Source organism: Bradyrhizobium sp. USDA 3397, assembly GCF_054060965.1.
In genome coordinates this window covers 1,205,463-1,222,875 of sequence record NZ_JBSSDS010000001.1, presented here as the reverse complement: position 1 = coordinate 1,222,875, position 17,413 = coordinate 1,205,463, and the positions used below count along the sequence as shown (strand labels likewise).

General features: G+C 64.8%; 17 protein-coding genes. 15 read left to right on the top strand and 2 right to left on the bottom strand.

The features are described from left to right. Positions 1 to 29 precede the first annotated feature (29 nt). Positions 30 to 1,007: a Vgb family protein gene (locus ACVWYQ_RS05760; RefSeq protein ID WP_271537766.1), complete on the bottom strand. Its 978-nt coding sequence runs from the start codon at positions 1,005 to 1,007 to the stop codon at positions 30 to 32. A gap of 174 nt (positions 1,008 to 1,181) precedes the next feature. Here ACVWYQ_RS05760 and eno point away from each other — a divergent pair, with 174 nt between their 5' ends. From eno to ACVWYQ_RS05685, 15 genes are all read left to right on the top strand, one after another. After that, on the top strand, positions 1,182 to 2,465 hold the full coding sequence (gene eno / locus ACVWYQ_RS05755; RefSeq protein WP_157283638.1) for a phosphopyruvate hydratase: 1,284 nt from the start codon (positions 1,182 to 1,184) through the stop codon (positions 2,463 to 2,465). 46 nt (positions 2,466 to 2,511) lie between these two features. After that, positions 2,512 to 3,645: a zinc-binding dehydrogenase gene (locus ACVWYQ_RS05750; protein ID WP_271537768.1), complete on the top strand. Its 1,134-nt coding sequence runs from the start codon at positions 2,512 to 2,514 to the stop codon at positions 3,643 to 3,645. Between the two features lie 203 nt (positions 3,646 to 3,848). Beyond that, complete coding sequence (locus ACVWYQ_RS05745) at positions 3,849 to 4,400, top strand: NADPH-dependent FMN reductase (protein ID WP_271537770.1); 552 nt, start codon at positions 3,849 to 3,851, stop codon at positions 4,398 to 4,400. A gap of 178 nt (positions 4,401 to 4,578) precedes the next feature. After that, the gene (locus ACVWYQ_RS05740) at positions 4,579 to 4,896 is read left to right on the top strand and encodes an FtsB family cell division protein (protein WP_025036496.1); all 318 of its coding nucleotides are present in this window, start codon (positions 4,579 to 4,581) and stop codon (positions 4,894 to 4,896) included. Between the two features lie 201 nt (positions 4,897 to 5,097). Continuing rightward, complete coding sequence (locus tag ACVWYQ_RS05735) at positions 5,098 to 6,057, top strand: GAF domain-containing protein (protein ID WP_404540936.1); 960 nt, start codon at positions 5,098 to 5,100, stop codon at positions 6,055 to 6,057. Between the two features lie 151 nt (positions 6,058 to 6,208). After that, positions 6,209 to 7,726, top strand: coding sequence for an aldehyde dehydrogenase (gene adh / locus ACVWYQ_RS05730; RefSeq protein WP_275499695.1), 1,518 nt, complete (start codon positions 6,209 to 6,211; stop codon positions 7,724 to 7,726). A 362-nt stretch (positions 7,727 to 8,088) separates the two neighbouring features. Then, complete coding sequence (gene pdhA, locus ACVWYQ_RS05725; RefSeq protein WP_404540938.1) at positions 8,089 to 9,111, top strand: pyruvate dehydrogenase (acetyl-transferring) E1 component subunit alpha; 1,023 nt, start codon at positions 8,089 to 8,091, stop codon at positions 9,109 to 9,111. Between the two features lie 28 nt (positions 9,112 to 9,139). Beyond that, positions 9,140 to 10,522, top strand: coding sequence for a pyruvate dehydrogenase complex E1 component subunit beta (locus ACVWYQ_RS05720; protein WP_074447972.1), 1,383 nt, complete (start codon positions 9,140 to 9,142; stop codon positions 10,520 to 10,522). A 3-nt stretch (positions 10,523 to 10,525) separates the two neighbouring features. Then, positions 10,526 to 10,828, top strand: a complete 303-nt coding sequence (locus tag ACVWYQ_RS05715; protein ID WP_008547332.1) for a DUF5076 domain-containing protein — start codon at positions 10,526 to 10,528, stop codon at positions 10,826 to 10,828. A gap of 2 nt (positions 10,829 to 10,830) precedes the next feature. Next, the gene (locus tag ACVWYQ_RS05710; protein ID WP_157283646.1) at positions 10,831 to 11,283 is read left to right on the top strand and encodes a nucleoside deaminase; all 453 of its coding nucleotides are present in this window, start codon (positions 10,831 to 10,833) and stop codon (positions 11,281 to 11,283) included. Positions 11,284 to 11,346: 63 nt separating this feature from the next. Next, positions 11,347 to 12,696: a pyruvate dehydrogenase complex dihydrolipoamide acetyltransferase gene (locus ACVWYQ_RS05705; RefSeq protein ID WP_157283647.1), complete on the top strand. Its 1,350-nt coding sequence runs from the start codon at positions 11,347 to 11,349 to the stop codon at positions 12,694 to 12,696. 49 nt (positions 12,697 to 12,745) lie between these two features. Next, positions 12,746 to 12,952, top strand: coding sequence for a hypothetical protein (locus ACVWYQ_RS05700; RefSeq protein WP_404546205.1), 207 nt, complete (start codon positions 12,746 to 12,748; stop codon positions 12,950 to 12,952). A gap of 17 nt (positions 12,953 to 12,969) precedes the next feature. Further along, positions 12,970 to 14,391: a dihydrolipoyl dehydrogenase gene (lpdA, locus tag ACVWYQ_RS05695; protein WP_275499688.1), complete on the top strand. Its 1,422-nt coding sequence runs from the start codon at positions 12,970 to 12,972 to the stop codon at positions 14,389 to 14,391. 144 nt (positions 14,392 to 14,535) lie between these two features. Next, positions 14,536 to 15,777, top strand: a complete 1,242-nt coding sequence (locus tag ACVWYQ_RS05690) for a threonine synthase (RefSeq protein ID WP_271537789.1) — start codon at positions 14,536 to 14,538, stop codon at positions 15,775 to 15,777. A 174-nt stretch (positions 15,778 to 15,951) separates the two neighbouring features. Next, positions 15,952 to 16,923: a tripartite tricarboxylate transporter substrate binding protein BugD gene (locus ACVWYQ_RS05685; RefSeq protein WP_456725501.1), complete on the top strand. Its 972-nt coding sequence runs from the start codon at positions 15,952 to 15,954 to the stop codon at positions 16,921 to 16,923. A gap of 54 nt (positions 16,924 to 16,977) precedes the next feature. Here the strand turns inward: ACVWYQ_RS05685 and ACVWYQ_RS05680 are convergent, their stop codons facing one another. Further along, positions 16,978 to 17,364, bottom strand: coding sequence for a response regulator transcription factor (locus ACVWYQ_RS05680; protein ID WP_404540943.1), 387 nt, complete (start codon positions 17,362 to 17,364; stop codon positions 16,978 to 16,980). Between the last annotated feature and the right edge of the window lie 49 nt (positions 17,365 to 17,413).

The following is a 17,413-nucleotide window of genomic DNA, read 5'->3' as shown; positions in this document are numbered from 1 at the left end:
TGCCGGGATGGACGCAAACGGGCTCGTCGTCAACCGGCGGCGATTGTCTGGATCATGACGATGCGATCGTTGCCGGACTCGCAGCCCCAAAGCTCGCCCGGCCGGCCGTCGAGCTGGCGGACATTGGCGTTGGCCTTGTCGCTGGCGAAGACGTTGAACTTCTCGGTGGCGGGATCGAAGCGCACAATGGCATTGGCGGAGAAATCGGTCAGCCAGACCTTGTCCTTGTCGTCGACGTACACGGCATAGGCGCGGGGACGTTCGCCCGGCAGCTTCCAGGTCCTCCACGAGCCGTCGGCGGGATCATGCACCGAGACGTGGCCGCTGTTCCACTCGCTGACCCAGATCCGGCCCCTCGAATCCGACCAGACGCGCCGCGACCCCTGGTTCGGGGTCGGCGGTTCGACCACGGTCGCATTGCCGCCCGCGCGGTCGATCTTCGCGATATGGCTGCCGCCGAGGGAGGCGTACCAGACATCACCGTTGGGCGTGACCGTGATGCCGTAGGGGCCGACCCCCTTCGGCGCCTTGAACACATTCATCTCGCCGGTCTTCGGAGACAGCCGCCCGTAATAGCCGGATTGGCCGGTGAACCAGTAGGTGCCATCCTTGTCGAACACGCCGGTGTTGAGATTGGCGGAGGCGAACCTTTCCGGCAGGCGGAACAACGTCACCTTGAGATCGGCAGGGTCGACCCGCGCAATCGCGTTCTGTCCGCCCTCGGTGATCCAGGGCGCGCCGTCGGGCCCGATGGTCACGCCGTGTGGGGCCGCGCCTTGGCCGAGGCTGACCGTCTTGAAGCGGCCATCGCGTGGATCGAGGCTGCCGAGCAGGCCCTTGCCCTGCGCCGTGAACCAGATCGTGCCGTCAGGGGCGGGCGTGAGATCGTGCAGGCCGATACCCGGGCTGATGGGGTAGTATCTCGTCCGGAACGCGCCTTCCTGCGCAAAACCTGGGCGGGCGGCGAGCAGCGCGGCGCTTGAGGCAAGAAATTGGCGGCGATTCATGGCGTTACCCCGACTGTTTGAGATTGAGGTTGGGCACGCGGACCAGATGCGGTCGAGCATATTCTGAGGCGCCTTGCGCGTCAGGCGGAGCGGTGCGTCCAAGCGTTCACATTTGCTTGCGGCCCGTGTAAGACCCGCGGCACCGATCAGCCCTAACGAACGGAAGTGGACATCATGACCGCCATCATCGACATCATCGGCCGCGAAATTCTCGATAGCCGGGGCAATCCCACCGTCGAGGTCGATGTCGTGCTGGAGGACGGGGCGCTTGGCCGCGCCGCGGTTCCGTCCGGCGCCTCCACCGGCGCCCATGAGGCCGTGGAACTGCGCGACGGCGACAAGACCCGCTATCTCGGCAAGGGCGTGACCAAAGCGGTCGGCGCCGTCAACGGCGAGATCTTCGAGGCCCTGAGCGGCCTCGACGTCGAGCAACAGGCCCAGATCGACCAGATCATGATCGACCTCGATGGCACGCCGAACAAGAGCCGGCTGGGCGCCAACGCCATTCTCGGCGTCTCGCTGGCCTGCGCCAAGGCGGCCGCGAACTCGCTCGACATGCCGCTCTATCGCTACGTCGGCGGCACCTCCGCGCGCCTGCTGCCGGTGCCGATGATGAACATCATCAATGGCGGCGTGCACGCCGACAACCCGATCGACTTCCAGGAATTCATGATCCTGCCGGTCGGCGCATCATCGTTCGCCGAAGGTCTCCGCTACGGCGCGGAAGTCTTCCATACGCTGAAGTCCGAATTGAAGAAGGCCGGCCACAACACCAATGTCGGCGACGAGGGCGGATTCGCCCCGAACCTGCCGTCGGCGGACGCCGCGCTCGACTTCGTCATGAACGCGATCGGCAAGGCCGGCTTCAAGGCGGGCACTGACATCATGCTCGGCCTCGACTGCGCCTCGACCGAGTTCTTCAAGGACGGCAAATACGTCTATGAGGGCGAGGGCAAGACCCGCTCGATCTCCGAGCAGGCGAAGTATCTTGCAGACCTCGTCGCGCGCTACCCGATCGTGACCATCGAGGACGGCATGTCGGAAGACGACATGGACGGCTGGAAGGAGCTCACCGACCTGATCGGCAAGAAGTGCCAGCTGGTCGGCGACGACCTCTTCGTCACCAACGTCAAGCGCCTCGCCGAAGGCATCAAGACCGGCCGCGCCAACTCGATCCTGATCAAGGTCAACCAGATCGGCACGCTGACCGAGACGCTCGCCGCGGTCGAGATGGCGCACAAGGCCGGCTACACCTCGGTGATGTCGCACCGTTCCGGCGAGACCGAGGATTCCACCATCGCCGACCTCGCGGTCGCCACCAATTGCGGTCAGATCAAGACCGGCTCCCTTGCAAGGTCCGACCGCACCGCCAAATACAACCAGCTCCTGCGCATCGAGCAGCAGCTCGGCAAGCAGGCGCTCTATGGCGGCAAGGCGGCACTGAAGGCGCTGGCGTAAGCCGGCGTCTCGATCCGCGCAAACGGAAGGACAGGGGAGGATCGACATGAGTGACGGCAAGACCGGACTGGAATTGCGTTCGCTGCTGAAGAAGAGCGGCGAGCTGGAATTGTCTCTCGTGACGGTCCCGACCGCGGAGCCGGCCGACGATGAGGTCGTGGTTCGCGTCGAGGCCACCCCGATCAATCCATCCGACCTCGGGCTCCTGATCGGTCCCGCCGACATGTCGGCCGCCAAGGCCTCCGGCACCAAGGAGATGCCGGTCATCACCGCCACGATGCCGGAGGCGGCGATGCGGATGATGGCGGCGAGATTCGATCAGTCGCTGCCGGTCGGCAACGAGGGCGCCGGCACGGTGATAAGGACCGGATCGTCGGATGCGGCCAAGGCCCTGATGGGCAAGACGGTGTCGATGATCGGCGGCGGGATGTACACGCAGTACCGCGTGCTCAAGGTCCGCGACGTCATGGAGCTGCCGCCGGGCACCACGGCGGCGGACGGCGCCTCCTGGTTCGTCAATCCGCTGACCGCACTCGGCATGACCGAGACGATGCGGCGGGAGAACCACAAGGCGCTCGTGCACACGGCCGCAGCCTCCAATCTCGGTCAGATGCTCAACAAGATCTGCATCAAGGACGGCATCGGCCTCGTCAACATCGTCAGGAACAAGGAGCAGGCCGACATCCTGCACAAGATCGGCGCGAAATACGTCGTGGATTCCAGCGCGCCCAGCTTCATGGACGATCTCACCAACGCGCTGGTCGAGACCGGCGCCACCATCGCCTTCGACGCCATCGGCGGCGGCAAGCTGGCGAGCCAGATCCTGACCGCGATGGAGATCGCGGCCAACAAGACCACGAAGGAATACAGCCGCTACGGCTCCAACGTGTACAAGCAGGTCTATATTTATGGCAGCCTCGACACCCGGCCCACGGAGCTGAACCGCTCGTTCGGGCTCAGCTGGGGCGTCGGCGGCTGGCTGCTCACGCCATTCCTTCAGAACATCGGCCCGGCCGAGATCGGCCGCCTGCGCCAGCGCGTGGCATCCGAGCTCAAGACCACCTTCGCCAGCCACTACACCAAGGTGGTGTCGCTCGCCGAGGCGCTCGATCCCGCCAACATCGCGGTCTACGCTAAGCGCGCAACCGGCGAAAAATTCCTGATCAACCCGAACAAGTGATCGGCTTGGACGGTTATCGTGACACATCGGGCCGCCGCTTGGCGGCCTGATTCCTTTTTGTATTGGCCCGGATGGAGGGCACGCGGACCCATTTCCAGAAACGCAGCGTTTCCAAATCGGACCAGTTCATGCACTTGCATCTATTGGCCCGGATGGCTTAAGTGCCGTCCCGGCATTCCCGCTCAAGCCTTCAAGGACACCCAATGGCCTACAACATCGTCACGATCGCTGGCAGCCTGCGCAAGGACAGCTTCTCGCTCAAGATCGCCAATGCGCTCGCCAAGCTCGCGCCTGCCTCGCTCAAGCTCGAGGTGATCACGCCGGCGGGCATCTCGTTCTTCAACCAGGACCTAGAGGGCGCGCCGCCCGCGGACTGGCTCGCCTTCCGCGAGAAGCTCAAGACGTCGAATGGCGTCCTGTTCGTCACGCCCGAATACAACCGCTCGATCCCGGGCGTTCTGAAGAATGCCATCGATGTCGCTTCGCGCCCCTATGGCAAGAGCTCGTTCCTCGGCAAACCGGTCGGCATCGTCTCCAATTCGCCGGGGCTGCTCGGCGGCGTCAGCGCGGCCAAGCATCTGCAGAACATTCTGCCGGGCATTTCTGGTCCGGTCCTCCAGCAGCCGGAAATCTACCTCAGTGGCGTCGGCGATGCCTTCGATGCGGAGGGCAACCTGACCAAGGACTCCCTCAAGACGGTGCTGCAGCAATATATCGACGCCTTCGCCGCGCATGTGGCGAAGAATCAGGGTTGAGCTTCCGGCCAAGCCGACGCTCCGTCAGGCCCGGGCTTGTCTCGGGCATCCACGTTCTTCGTTATCGCCGGCAAAGCACGTGGATGGCCGGGACAAGCCCGGCCATGACGCGTCGTGGGGATAGTGCCTCGTTCTGGCAATTAGCACTCCCTTAACCAACCTGTCCCATCTTCCGAAGATGGTCTCCCGCGCGCGCCTGAAATCGATCCTGACCGGTCTTGCCCTCTATGCGATGGCGGCGGCGATCGTCGGCTATTTCGGCGTCAACGCCTATACCGGCAAATACGGCCTCAACGCCCGCCAAGAGCTCGACCAGGAGATCATCGCGCTGACCAGTGAGCTGGCTCAGCTCAAGCGCGAGCGCGCCAGGAGCGAACAACGGGTGTCGCTGTTGCGGTCCGAGAAGATCGACCCGGACATGCTGGACGAGCGGGCGCGCTTCCAGCTCGACTATGTCCATCCGCGCGATCTCGTTCGGATGATCCCGGCGAATTAGCGCATCCGCAGCTTCCGAAAGCCGCTGCTGGGATCCGGCAACCTGCCTCCTCCTGCGAAGGTCGTAACTCCGGAACCGGGCGGTCGCCTTGACGGCGGCGCCGCGGCGGGCTCATGCCATTTGCAGGCGCTGGCTGAAGTTGACGTAGATCAACCGGGGAGCAGCGGCGCGTCCTACAATCGATATCCGGAGGAAACTGTGGTGAATGGGACAATGCCCCGGCATCACGCGGCCCGCGTCGAGGCCGCCATCGCGTCAGGCCAGGCGGCCCGGTCCGCGCTCGTGGCCTCGTGGCGCCGTTCCTCCCGATTGCATCATCTCGATCCCGGCGGCCACGCCGCGCCGATGCGGCTGACCGAAGCCGAGCTGCAGCAGGCGCGCGAGCGCATCGCGCCGCTTCTGGCGGCCGCCCAGGGCGCCATGGACCGGCTTTACCAGGCGGTCGGCGCAGCGGGCTGCTGCGTGCTGCTCGCCGATCGCGAGGGCGTGCCGGTCGATCGCCGCGGCACGGTGGCGGACGATGCGACGTTTCAGTCCTGGGGCCTTTGGACCGGTGCACTCTGGAGCGAGGAGCACGAGGGCACCAACGGTATCGGCACCTGCCTCGTCGAGCAGCGTCCGCTGACCATCGATCGCGACCAGCACTTCTTTGCGCGCAACACGCTTCTGAGCTGCACCGCCGTTCCGATCTACGATCACGAGGCGGCGCTCGCGGGCGTGCTCGACGTCTCCTCCTGCCGCGCCGACCGCACCGATGCCTTCGCCAGCCTGATCGCGCTCGCGGCAGGCGAGGCGGCCAGGCGGATCGAGGCCGACCTGTTTCGCAAGGTCTTCGCCCATGCCCGCATCGTGCTGACACAAGCGGCGGATGGAAGCTGCGGCGGCCTCGTTGCGGTCGATGCGGACGATCTGGTGATCGGCGCAACGCGCTCCGCGCGGGCAGCGCTCGGCATCGTGCCCGGCGGTGCGTTGCGGCCGGTGCCCGCGGCCGATCTTCTCGGCGGCGATGCCGCGCGCGATCATCTTGTCGGTGGCCAGCGTGCGGTGCTGCAGCGCGCGCTGCTGCGCGCTGGCGGCAATGTCTCCGCAGCCGCCAAGGCCCTCGGCGTCAGCCGCGCCACGCTGCACCGGAAGCTCAAGCGGTTCGAGCTGAACCACTGAGCGGCGCCGCGCCACGACTGTCGCAGAACTGCGACAGGTCCGCTCCGCGATCGCGTCCACCCGGGCTGACAGAAAACGCCTCCCGCATCATCGTCTGCGCAAGTCGCGAACAGGCGACGACAAGCGCAAACAGCAACATCGGGAGTGATCAATGAACAAGGTGGAATTCCTCAGCGTCACCAAAGTGCCCTTTGCCGAACGCTACGACAACTTCATCGGCGGCAAGTTCGTCGCGCCGATCTCCGGGAAATATTTCGACAATGCCTCGCCCCTGACTGGCCAGGTCGTCTGCAAGATCGCGCGGTCCGACGCGCAGGACATCGAGGCAGCGCTCGACGCGGCGCATGCCGCCAAGTCCGCCTGGGGCCGCACCAGCGTCGCCGAGCGCGCCGCGGTCCTGAACCGGATCGCCGACCGCATGGAAGAGAACCTCGAGCGCCTCGCGATTGCCGAGACCTGGGACAATGGCAAGCCGATCCGCGAGACGCGTGCCGCCGACCTGCCGCTCGCGATCGACCATTTCCGGTATTTCGCCGGTGTGGTGCGTGCGCAGGAAGGCTCGATCGGCGAGATCGACCACGACACCATCGCCTACCATTTCCATGAGCCGCTCGGCGTGGTCGGCCAGATCATACCCTGGAACTTCCCGCTTCTGATGGCCTGCTGGAAGCTCGCGCCGGCGCTGGCCGCCGGCAATTGCGTGGTGCTCAAGCCCGCCGAGCAGACCCCGGCCTCGATCATGGTCTTCGCCGAGATCATCGCCGACCTGCTGCCGCCTGGCGTGCTCAACATCGTCAACGGCTTCGGCCTCGAGGCCGGCAAGCCGCTGGCGTCGAGCCCGCGCATTGCCAAGATCGCCTTCACCGGCGAGACCACGACGGGCCGGCTGATCATGCAATATGCCAGCCAGAACCTCATCCCGGTCACGCTCGAGCTCGGAGGCAAGTCGCCGAACATCTTCTTCAAGGACGTCACCGCCGAGGACGACGATTTCTTCGACAAGGCGATCGAGGGCTTCGTCATGTTCGCGCTGAACCAGGGCGAGGTCTGCACCTGTCCGAGCCGGGCGCTGGTCCACGCCGACATCTATGACCGCTTCATGGAGCGGGCGCTCAAGCGCGTCGCCGCGATCAAGCAGGGCGATCCGCGTGATGCCACGACCATGATCGGCGCCCAGGCCTCCAGCGAGCAGCTCAGCAAGATCCTCTCCTATATCGACATCGGCAAGCAGGAGGGCGCCAAGGTGCTGGCCGGCGGCGGACGCGCCGATCTCGGCGGTGATCTCACCGGCGGCTTCTACGTCCAGCCGACCGTGTTCGAGGGTCACAACAAGATGCGAATCTTCCAGGAGGAGATTTTCGGCCCCGTCGTCTCGGTCACGACCTTCAAGACCGACGAAGAGGCGCTCGCGATCGCCAACGACACGCTCTACGGCCTGGGTGCCGGCGTTTGGAGCCGCGACGCCAATCGCTGCTACCGCTTCGGCCGGGAGATCCAGGCCGGCCGGGTCTGGACCAACTGCTACCACGCCTATCCCGCCCATGCGGCGTTCGGCGGCTACAAGCAGTCGGGCGTCGGGCGTGAGACCCACAAGATGATGCTCGATCATTACCAGCAGACCAAGAACCTCCTGGTCAGCTACAGCCCGAAGAAGCTCGGCTTCTTCTGATCGGGAAGCCGCACTCACGAGGTCGTCATGCCCGGGCTTGTCCCGGGCATCCACGTTCTTCGTGCGCGGGGCGAGGCGTGGATGGCCGGGACAAGCCCGGCCATGACGTCGTGGAAGCTGTAGCGCTCAATTTATGAGATTTGGCGGCAGGATGACTGCGCAGCACTTCTTGATCCGGTCACGAATCTGCGCGCACGATGGCGCGCATAGATTTGTTGCCCGATCAGCGCCAAAGATTTTGCAATATTTCGATCACGTTGCAGTGCGGCATAATGAAAGTCGTGCCATGCCGCCGCGGTGCTTTCCAAGGGCGTTTGACTTGGGTTAGAGAGGGCGAAAGTTTTCTCTGACCCGGAATTCCCATGGCCGCACTCAAGAAAGCCGCCGCAAGCGCTGCACAGGACAAGACCGACGGCGGTTCGCCCCCGGAATTCACGAAGGAGCAGGAACTCAAGGCGCTCCGCGACATGCTCCTGATCCGGCGCTTCGAGGAAAAGGCAGGCCAGCTCTACGGCATGGGTGCCATCGGCGGCTTCTGCCACCTCTATATCGGCCAGGAGGCCGTGGTGGTCGGCATGCAGATGGCCCTCAAAGAGGGCGATCAGGTCATCACCGGCTATCGCGACCACGGTCACATGCTCGCGACCGGCATGGATGCCAACGGTGTCATGGCCGAGCTGACGGGTCGTCGCGGCGGCTATTCCAAAGGCAAGGGCGGCTCCATGCACATGTTCAGCAAGGAGAAGCACTTCTACGGCGGTCACGGCATCGTCGGCGCCCAGGTCTCGCTCGGCACCGGCCTTGCCTTTGCCAACCACTATCGCGGCAACGACAATGTCAGCGTCACCTATTTCGGCGACGGTGCGGCCAACCAGGGCCAGGTCTATGAGAGCTTCAACATGGCGGAGCTCTGGAAGCTGCCGGTGATCTACGTCATCGAGAACAACCGCTACGCCATGGGCACCTCGGTCTCGCGCGCCTCGGCGCAGCAGGATTTTTCCAAGCGCGGGGCGTCATTCAACATCCCGGGCAAGCAGGTCGACGGCATGGACGTCCGCGCCGTGAAGGCGGCGGGCGAGGAGGCGGCGGCCTGGTGCCGTGGCGGCAAGGGTCCCTTCATCCTGGAGATGCAGACCTACCGCTATCGCGGCCACTCGATGTCCGATCCCGCAAAATATCGCACACGCGAGGAGGTCGAGAAGGTTCGCCACGACCAGGATCCGATCGAGCAGGTTCGCAATCGCCTGCTCGCTGCCAAGGTCAGCGAGGCCGATCTCAAGGCGATCGACGCCGAAGTGCGCGACATCGTCAACGCCTCCGCCGATTTCGCCCAGCATGATCCCGAGCCGGATGCCGCCGAGCTCTGGACCGACGTGTACCGCTGAACGCGCGCAAGCTTTCTTTGGAGAAGATATGCCAATTCAAGTGCTGATGCCCGCGTTGTCGCCCACGATGGAGAAGGGCAACCTCGCCAAATGGCTGAAGAAAGAGGGCGAGACGATCAAGTCTGGCGACGTCATCGCCGAGATCGAGACCGACAAGGCGACCATGGAGGTCGAGGCGACCGACGAGGGCACGCTCGGCAAGATCCTGATCCCCGAGGGCACCGCCGACGTCGCGGTGAACACCCCGATCGCGACCATCCTCGCCGACGGCGAGAGCGCGGCTGATCTCGCCAAGGCACCCGCAGCGGCGGCGAAGGCTGCGGAGTCCGCGCCGCCGGCCGCAGCAAAGGCCGAGGCGCCCGCGCCGAAAGCCGCGCCTGCTCCGCAGGCCGTCGCCGAGCCCGATCCGGAAGTCCCCGCCGGCACTGAAATGGTGACGCAGACTATCCGCGAAGCGCTGCGCGATGCCATGGCCGAAGAGATGCGCCGCGACGCGGATGTGTTCGTGATGGGCGAAGAGGTGGCCGAATATCAGGGCGCCTACAAGGTGACCCAGGGCCTGCTCCAGGAGTTCGGCGCCAAGCGCGTGATCGACACGCCGATCACCGAGCACGGCTTTGCTGGCGTCGGCGTCGGCGCCGCGATGACCGGCCTCAAGCCGATCGTCGAGTTCATGACCTTCAACTTCGCCATGCAGGCGATCGACCAGATCATTAATTCCGCGGCCAAGACGCTCTACATGTCCGGTGGCCAGATGGGCTGCTCGATCGTGTTCCGCGGACCGAACGGTGCGGCCGCGCGCGTCGCCGCGCAGCACAGCCAGGACTATTCGGCGTGGTATTCGCACGTCCCCGGCCTCAAGGTGGTTGCGCCATATTCGGCCGCGGACGCCAAGGGCCTGCTCAAGGCTGCGATCCGCGATCCGAACCCGGTGATCTTCCTCGAGAACGAGGTGCTGTACGGTCACACCGGCGAAGTGCCCAAGCTCGACGATTTCATCATCCCGATCGGCAAGGCACGCATCGTCCGCGCCGGCAGCCACGTCACCATCATCTCCTGGTCGAACGGCATGACCTATGCGCTGAAGGCCGCCGACGAGCTTGCCAAGGACGGCATCGAGGCCGAGGTGATCGACCTGCGCACGCTGCGCCCGATGGATACCGAGACCATCATCAACTCGGTCAAGAAAACGGGCCGGGCCGTCACCGTGGAAGAGGGCTGGGCCCAGAGCGGCGTCGGCGCCGAGATTGCCGCGCGCATCATGGAGAACGCCTTCGACTATCTTGATGCGCCGGTGACGCGCGTGTCTGGCAAGGACGTGCCGATGCCCTATGCCGCGAACCTGGAGAAGCTCGCGCTGCCCTCGGCGGCGGACGTCGTCGAGGCCGCCAAAGCCGTCTGCTACAGGTAGACCATGGCAGGCCCCAAGGAGCAGCCACTGCCGCCAGACGTCATGACCCGCGACGACGCGGTCGAGATCCTGCGCGTGTTCGTGCTCGACGGCGGGCTGTCGATGGCGTTCCAGCGCGCCTTCGAGGAGCCGGACATGTGGGGCCTCCTGCTCGTCGATCTCGCACGTCATGCCGCGCGCGCCTATGCGCGCGAGAGCGAATATACCGAGGAGGACGCGCTGAACCGGATCCTCGACATGTTCCAGGCCGAGATCGAGCGTCCCACCGACACCGGCACCACCACGCCGCGCGGCAAGGGGCACTGACCATGGCGATCGAAGCCCATCATTACGATTTCATGCTGGAGGCGATCCGCGAGGCGGAAGCCTCGATCGCGCAGGGCGGCCTGCCGATCGGCGCGGTGCTGACGCGCGACAACAAGATCATCGCCCGCGGCCACAACAACCGCGTGCAGGAGAACAATCCGATCCTGCATGGCGAGATGAGCTGCCTGCGCGAGGCCGGCGCGATCTCGTTCCATGACACCGTCATGTACACCACGCTGTCGCCTTGCTCGATGTGCGCCGGCGCGCTCGCGCTGTTCAAGGTTAAGCTGGTGGTGATCGGAGAGTCCATCACCTTCCCCGGCTCGAAGGACATCCTCGACAAGTTCGGCATCCCCTGGATCGACCTTGCCGACGACCGCTCCATCACCATGATGAAGAATTGGCGCTCCATCCCCGCCAATGAGCGCCTGTGGCAGGGCGACATCGGCAACTAAACCTGGTCTGTTCGTCTTCGCTGTCGAAAGACGACGTTTTGCAAAGTTCTTCTTGAGGTCAGCATGCCCATCAACATCCTGATGCCCGCTCTCTCGCCGACGATGGAGAAGGGCAACCTCGCCAAGTGGCTGAAGAAGGAGGGCGACAAGGTCAAGTCCGGCGACGTCATCGCCGAGATCGAGACCGACAAGGCGACCATGGAGGTCGAGGCGATCGATGAGGGCACGATCGCCAAGATCCTGGTGCCCGAGGGCACGCAGGACGTTCCGGTGAACGACGTGATCGCGGTGCTCGCCGGCGAGGGCGAGGATGTGAAGGCTGCAGGGAGCGCCAAGCCCAGCGCTTCGGCCGCGCCGCCGAAAGCTGCTGAAGCACCTGCTGCTGCGCCGGCGCCGGCGCCTGCTGCGCCCAAGGCCGCGGCGTCGCCGGCAGCTGCGCCCGCGCCGCAGCCCGCAGCTCCGGCCGCGCAGGCCAATGGCCACGGCGGTCGTGTGTTCTCATCGCCGCTGGCGCGGCGTCTCGCCAAGGAAGCCGGCATTGACGTCGGCATGGTCACCGGCACCGGCCCGCACGGCCGCGTGGTCGCGCGCGACGTCGAGCAGGCCAAGTCCGGCAAGGGTCTGAAAGCGCCCGCTGCTGCGCCGTCAGGCGCGCCCGCGATCGCGCCGACCATGTCGGACAAGCAGATCCTGTCGCTGTTCGAGCCTGGTTCCTACGACATCGTCCCGCATGACGGCATGCGCCGTACCATCGCGCAGCGCCTGACCGCGTCGATCCAGAACGTCCCGCACTTCTACCTCACCATCGACTGCGACATCGGCAAGCTGCTCACGGCCCGCGAGGAGATCAATGCCGCCGCGCCGAAGGACAAGGAGAAGAAGCCGCTCTACAAGATCTCGGTCAACGACTTCGTCATCAAGGCGATGGCGGTCGCGCTGCAGAAGATCCCGAACTGCAACGTCAGCTGGACCGAAAGCGGCATGGTCAAGCACCACCATTCCGACGTCGGCGTCGCCGTCGCGATGCCCGGCGGCCTGATCACGCCGATCATCCGGAAAGCGGAGACCAAGACGCTCTCGACCATCTCCAACGAGATGAAGGATTTTGCCGCGCGGGCTCGTTCCCGCAAATTGAAGCCTGAGGAATATCAGGGCGGCACCACCGCCGTCTCCAACCTCGGCATGTACGGCATCAGCCACTTCACCGCCGTGATCAATCCGCCGCATGCGACCATCCTTGCGGTCGGCACCAGCGAGGAGCGTCCCGTCGTGCGCGGCGGCAAGATCGAGATCGCGCACATGATGAGCGTGACCCTGTCCTGCGATCACCGCGCCATCGACGGCGCCCTCGGCGCCGAACTGATCGGCGCGTTCAAACAGCTGATCGAAAACCCCGTCATGATGATGGTCTGACGCGGCGGCAGAGGGGGCAACCTTGCATGTCCGGACCCGCTGGCCATGGATATCGCTATTGCTCGGAGCCATCGTCGCGCTCAACCCGGTCGGGCTCGATTTTCTTCACTCTGCGTTCTTTGCCGGCGAGCAGCTGGCACGAAACATCGCCCAGCCGATCGTGCTCACCGCGCTTGCCATCATAGTCCTGGTGGTGCTGTTCGAATGGCTGGTGAGGTCTTTTCTGGTCAAGCGCCGCGCCCGCGGCGCTTCTTGAGTTGAACGGGAGCCGCTATGGCCGACACATCCTTCGACGTCATCATCATCGGCTCCGGCCCCGGCGGCTATGTCACCGCCATCCGTGCCGCGCAGCTCGGCTTCAAGACCGCGATCGTCGAAAAGTCCTATCTCGGCGGCATCTGCCTGAACTGGGGTTGCATTCCGACCAAGGCGCTGCTGCGTTCAGCCGAGATCTACCACTACATGCAGCACGCCAAGGACTACGGGCTCTCCGCCGAGAAGGTCTCGTTTGATCCGAAGGCGGTGGTGCAGCGTTCGCGCGGCGTCTCCAAGCGCCTCAACGACGGCGTCGGCTTCCTGATGAAGAAGAACAAGGTCAGCGTGATCTGGGGCGCCGCCTCGATCGACGCGCCCGGCAAGGTCACGGTGAAGAAGTCCGACGTCGAGGGCCCGAAGGGCGCGCTAGGCGAGGGGACCTATCAGGCCAAGCACATCATCGTCGCCACCGGCGCGCGGCCGCGCGTGCTGCCGGGCCTCGAGCCGGACAAGAAGCTGGTCTGGACCTATTTCGAGGCGATGGTGCCGGAGCGGATGCCGAAGTCGCTGCTGGTGGTCGGCTCCGGCGCGATCGGCATCGAGTTCGCCTCGTTCTTCCACACCATGGGAAGCGACGTCACCGTGGTCGAGGTGCTGCCGCAGATCCTCCCGGTCGAGGACGCCGAGATCGCGGGCCTCGCCCGCAAGCAGCTGGAGAAGCAGGGCATCAAGATCATGTCCTCGACCAAGGTCACAAAACTGGAGAAGAAGGCCGACAGCGTCCTCGCCACCATCGACGACGGCAAGGGCAAGCCCGTCACATCAGAGTTCGAGCGCGTGATCTCGGCGGTCGGCGTCGTCGGCAACATCGAGAATCTCGGCTTGGAAAAAGTCGGCGTGAAGACCGACCGCGGCATCATCGTGGTCGACGGTCACGGCAAGACCAACGTCCCCGGCATCTACGCGATCGGCGACGTCGCCGGCCCCCCGATGCTGGCGCACAAGGCCGAGCATGAGGGCGTGATCTGCGTCGAGGCGATCAAGGGCCTCAATCCGCATCCCATGGACAAGAACATGATCCCGGGCTGCACCTATTGCCACCCCCAGGTCGCCTCGGTTGGCCTCACCGAAGCCAAAGCGAAAGAGAGCGGCCGCGAGATCCGCGTCGGCCGCTTTCCCTTCGTGGGCAACGGCAAGGCGATCGCGCTCGGCGAGGATCAGGGCCTGGTCAAGGTCATCTTTGACAAGAAGACCGGCCAACTGCTCGGGGCCCACATGGTCGGCGCGGAGGTCACCGAGCTGATCCAGGGCTACGTCGTCGCCATGAATCTGGAGACCACGGAAGAAGAGCTGATGCACACGGTGTTCCCGCATCCGACCCTGTCGGAGATGATGAAGGAAGCCGTGCTGGATGCCTATGGACGGGTGTTAAACATTTGAGGGGCGAGCGCGTCGCCCGCCGCCGTCATTGCGAGCGAAGCGAAGCAATCCAGACTGCTGCTGCGGAAAGATTCTGGATTGCTTCGCTTCGCTCGCAATGACGAGCAGAGAGAGCTGTTTGCAGAACAAGAAGGAAATCATCCCATGCACGACAACGACAATCTCACCATCGAACGCCCGACCTTCGTCACCCATCTCGAATGCGCGATGGAGGGCGATCATTACGCGGCCGACGAGGTCCACAACCTCTCCAAGGCCGGCAAGCCCCTGCTGGTGCGCTACGACCTCGCGGGCGTGAAGAAGGCGCTGACCAAGGATGCGCTCGCCCAGCGCCCTGGCGACATGTGGCGCTACCGCGAGCTCTTGCCCGTGCGCAAATGCAAGGACATCGTCTCGCTCGGCGAAGTCACGACGCCCCTGATCCGACTGCCGAAGCTCGGTGCAAAACTCGGCGGCGGCGAGATCATCGTCAAGGACGAGGGACGGCTGCCGACCGGCTCATTCAAGGCGCGCGGCCTCGTGATGGCGGTGTCGATGGGCAAGGCGCTCGGCATCAAGCACATGGCGATGCCGACCAACGGCAATGCCGGCGCGGCGCTGGCGGCCTACGCCACGTCCTGCGGCATCAAGACCACGATCTTCTGCCCGGCCGATACGCCCGAAGTGAACGTCAGCGAGATCGAGCTGCAGGGCGCGACCGTCTACCGCGTCAACGGCTATATCGACGATTGCGGCAAGATCGTCGGCGAGGGCAAGGCGAAAGTCGGCTGGTTCGACACCTCGACCTTGAAGGAGCCGTACCGCATCGAGGGCAAGAAGACGATGGGCCTCGAGCTCGCCGAGCAGCTCGGCTGGGACGTGCCCGACGTGATCTTCTATCCGACCGGCGGCGGCACCGGCCTGATCGGGATGTGGAAGGCGTTCGACGAGCTCGAGAAGATCGGCTTCATCGGCTCAAAGCGCCCGCGCATGGTTGCGGTGCAGGCCTCCGGCTGTGCGCCGATGGTGCGCGCCTATGAGGCCGGGACCGAGCACGCGACGCGCTGGGAGGACGCCCACACCATCGCCTCGGGCATCCGCGTGCCGCAAGCGATCGGCGACTTCCTGATCCTGCGCGCGGTGCGCGAGAGCAAGGGCTTTGCCATTGCGGTCGATGACGACAAGATCTCGGCGGCGCTGAGCGAGGTCGCGCGCGAGGAGGGGCTCTTGCTCTGCCCCGAGGGTGCCGCGACCTACGCCGCCTACAAGGAAAGTCTCGCCGACGGCCGGGTCAGCAAGACCGATCGCGTCATGCTGTTCAACTGCGCGACCGGCCTGAAATACCCGCTGCCGCCGGTCACCCGCACGCTCGATCGCCACAAGCCGATTGACTATTCGAAATTCTAACTTGCTTCTCCCTCTCCCCGTTCTTACGGGGAGAGGGTCGGGGTGAGGGGCTGCTTCCGCAAACACAGTGAAAGTTGAGCTCGCGGAGACTCCCCCTCACCCGAATTGCTTTGCAATTCGACCTCTCCCCGCAAGCGGGGCGAGGTGAAGAAAAAAACATCTGGGGAGAAGACAATGAAGAAGGCCGTCTGGGCTGCGCTGATTGCTGTTCTCGCTGTTGCAGGCGCCGCGCGCGCCGACGATTTTCCCTCGCGTCCCATTACCATCATCGTGCCGTTTGCGGCGGGCGGGCCTTCGGACGCGATGGCGCGGGTGCTCGCCGAGCGTATGCGGGTGCCGCTCGGCCAGCCGGTCGTGGTCGAGAACGTCACCGGAGCAGGCGGTTCGATCGGTGTCGGCCGTGCCGTGCAATCGCCGCCCGACGGCTACACCATCTCGTTTGGCCATCTCGGCACCCATGTCGCCAACGGCGCCGTCTACAAGCTCAAATTCGACCTCGTCGCCGACCTCGAGCCGGTGGTGCTGCTGCCGAGCAACCCGATGATCGTGGTCAGCAAGAATGCGGTGCCCGCGACCTCGCTGAAGGAGCTGATCGACTGGCTGAAGTCGCGGCCATCGCCGCCGACCGCGGGCACGGCCGGCGCGGGCTCCGGCAGCCACATCGCCGGCGTCTATTTCGAGAGCGTCTCCGGCATCAAGCTGCAATACGTGCCTTATCGCGGCACTGCGCCGGCATTGAACGATCTCATCGCCGGCCAGATCGACATCATCGTCGACCAGACCTCCAATTCCATCGGCCAGGTCCGCGCCGGCACCATCCGCGCCTACGCCGTCACCGACCACAAGCGCCTCGCCTCCGCGCCCGAGATCCCGACCGCGGAGGAGGCGGGCCTGAAAGGCTTCAACATGACGCTGTGGTCGGGCATGTGGGTGCCGAAGGGCACGCCAAAGGAGATCGTCGCAAAGCTCAACGCTGCGGCCGTGGAGGCGCTGAACGATCCGGCAGTGAGGAAGCAGCTGGAAAGCCAGGGTCTCGAGATGACACCCAAGGATCAGCTCACGCCCGAAGCGCTCGGCACGCAGCAAAGGGCCGAGATCGCCAAATGGTGGCCGATCATCAAGGCGGCGAACATCAAGGTAGATTGAACCGGGCGGCGCACTCCTCGCGGCGTCACCGCCGCGTTTGCTGGCGGCGGGCGCTCAAGACGTGGTTTGGTGACCTGGTGCCAGCGCACGGTCCAGGCATTGCATCAGATCCGAGGCGGCGAACGGCTTGCCGAGAAAACAGATTGCGCCCGCATCGAGCGCCCGCACACGCACGCCCTCATCCGGGAAAGCTGTGATGAATATGAACGGCGTAGCCGAACCCTGCGACCGCATCTTCGTCAACAGATCGATTCCGCTCATCAGCGGCATCTGTACGTCGGCGATCACGCACGAGGTGTCGCTCGAATCGGTCGAGCTCAGGAACTCTTCCGCCGAGGCGAACGTGTGGACGTTGTATCCGCGCGATTCCAGGAGATTGTTGATCGCGGCCCGAACGTAGGGGTCGTCGTCAAGCACCGAGATGACCGAAGCCACTGACAAGACGTCCGCTCCTCGCCGGGAATTACGCTTGCCGTCGCCACGGCTAGAA

Excerpts from the sequence above, each read along its gene's own strand:
- ACVWYQ_RS05750 (WP_271537768.1), top strand. The coding sequence starts at position 2,512 with ATGAGTGACGGCAAGACCGGACTGGAATTGCGTTCGCTGCTGAAGAAG.
- ACVWYQ_RS05690 (WP_271537789.1), top strand. The coding sequence starts at position 14,536 with ATGCACGACAACGACAATCTCACCATCGAACGCCCGACCTTCGTCACC.
- ACVWYQ_RS05710 (WP_157283646.1), top strand. The coding sequence starts at position 10,831 with ATGGCGATCGAAGCCCATCATTACGATTTCATGCTGGAGGCGATCCGC.
- adh (WP_275499695.1), top strand. The coding sequence starts at position 6,209 with ATGAACAAGGTGGAATTCCTCAGCGTCACCAAAGTGCCCTTTGCCGAA.
- ACVWYQ_RS05745 (WP_271537770.1), top strand. The coding sequence starts at position 3,849 with ATGGCCTACAACATCGTCACGATCGCTGGCAGCCTGCGCAAGGACAGC.
- ACVWYQ_RS05685 (WP_456725501.1), top strand. The coding sequence starts at position 15,952 with ATGAAGAAGGCCGTCTGGGCTGCGCTGATTGCTGTTCTCGCTGTTGCA.
- ACVWYQ_RS05705 (WP_157283647.1), top strand. The coding sequence starts at position 11,347 with ATGCCCATCAACATCCTGATGCCCGCTCTCTCGCCGACGATGGAGAAG.
- ACVWYQ_RS05740 (WP_025036496.1), top strand. The coding sequence starts at position 4,579 with ATGGTCTCCCGCGCGCGCCTGAAATCGATCCTGACCGGTCTTGCCCTC.
- eno (WP_157283638.1), top strand. The coding sequence starts at position 1,182 with ATGACCGCCATCATCGACATCATCGGCCGCGAAATTCTCGATAGCCGG.
- ACVWYQ_RS05720 (WP_074447972.1), top strand. The coding sequence starts at position 9,140 with ATGCCAATTCAAGTGCTGATGCCCGCGTTGTCGCCCACGATGGAGAAG.
- lpdA (WP_275499688.1), top strand. The coding sequence starts at position 12,970 with ATGGCCGACACATCCTTCGACGTCATCATCATCGGCTCCGGCCCCGGC.
- pdhA (WP_404540938.1), top strand. The coding sequence starts at position 8,089 with ATGGCCGCACTCAAGAAAGCCGCCGCAAGCGCTGCACAGGACAAGACC.
- ACVWYQ_RS05715 (WP_008547332.1), top strand. The coding sequence starts at position 10,526 with ATGGCAGGCCCCAAGGAGCAGCCACTGCCGCCAGACGTCATGACCCGC.
- ACVWYQ_RS05760 (WP_271537766.1), bottom strand. The coding sequence starts at position 1,007 with ATGAATCGCCGCCAATTTCTTGCCTCAAGCGCCGCGCTGCTCGCCGCC.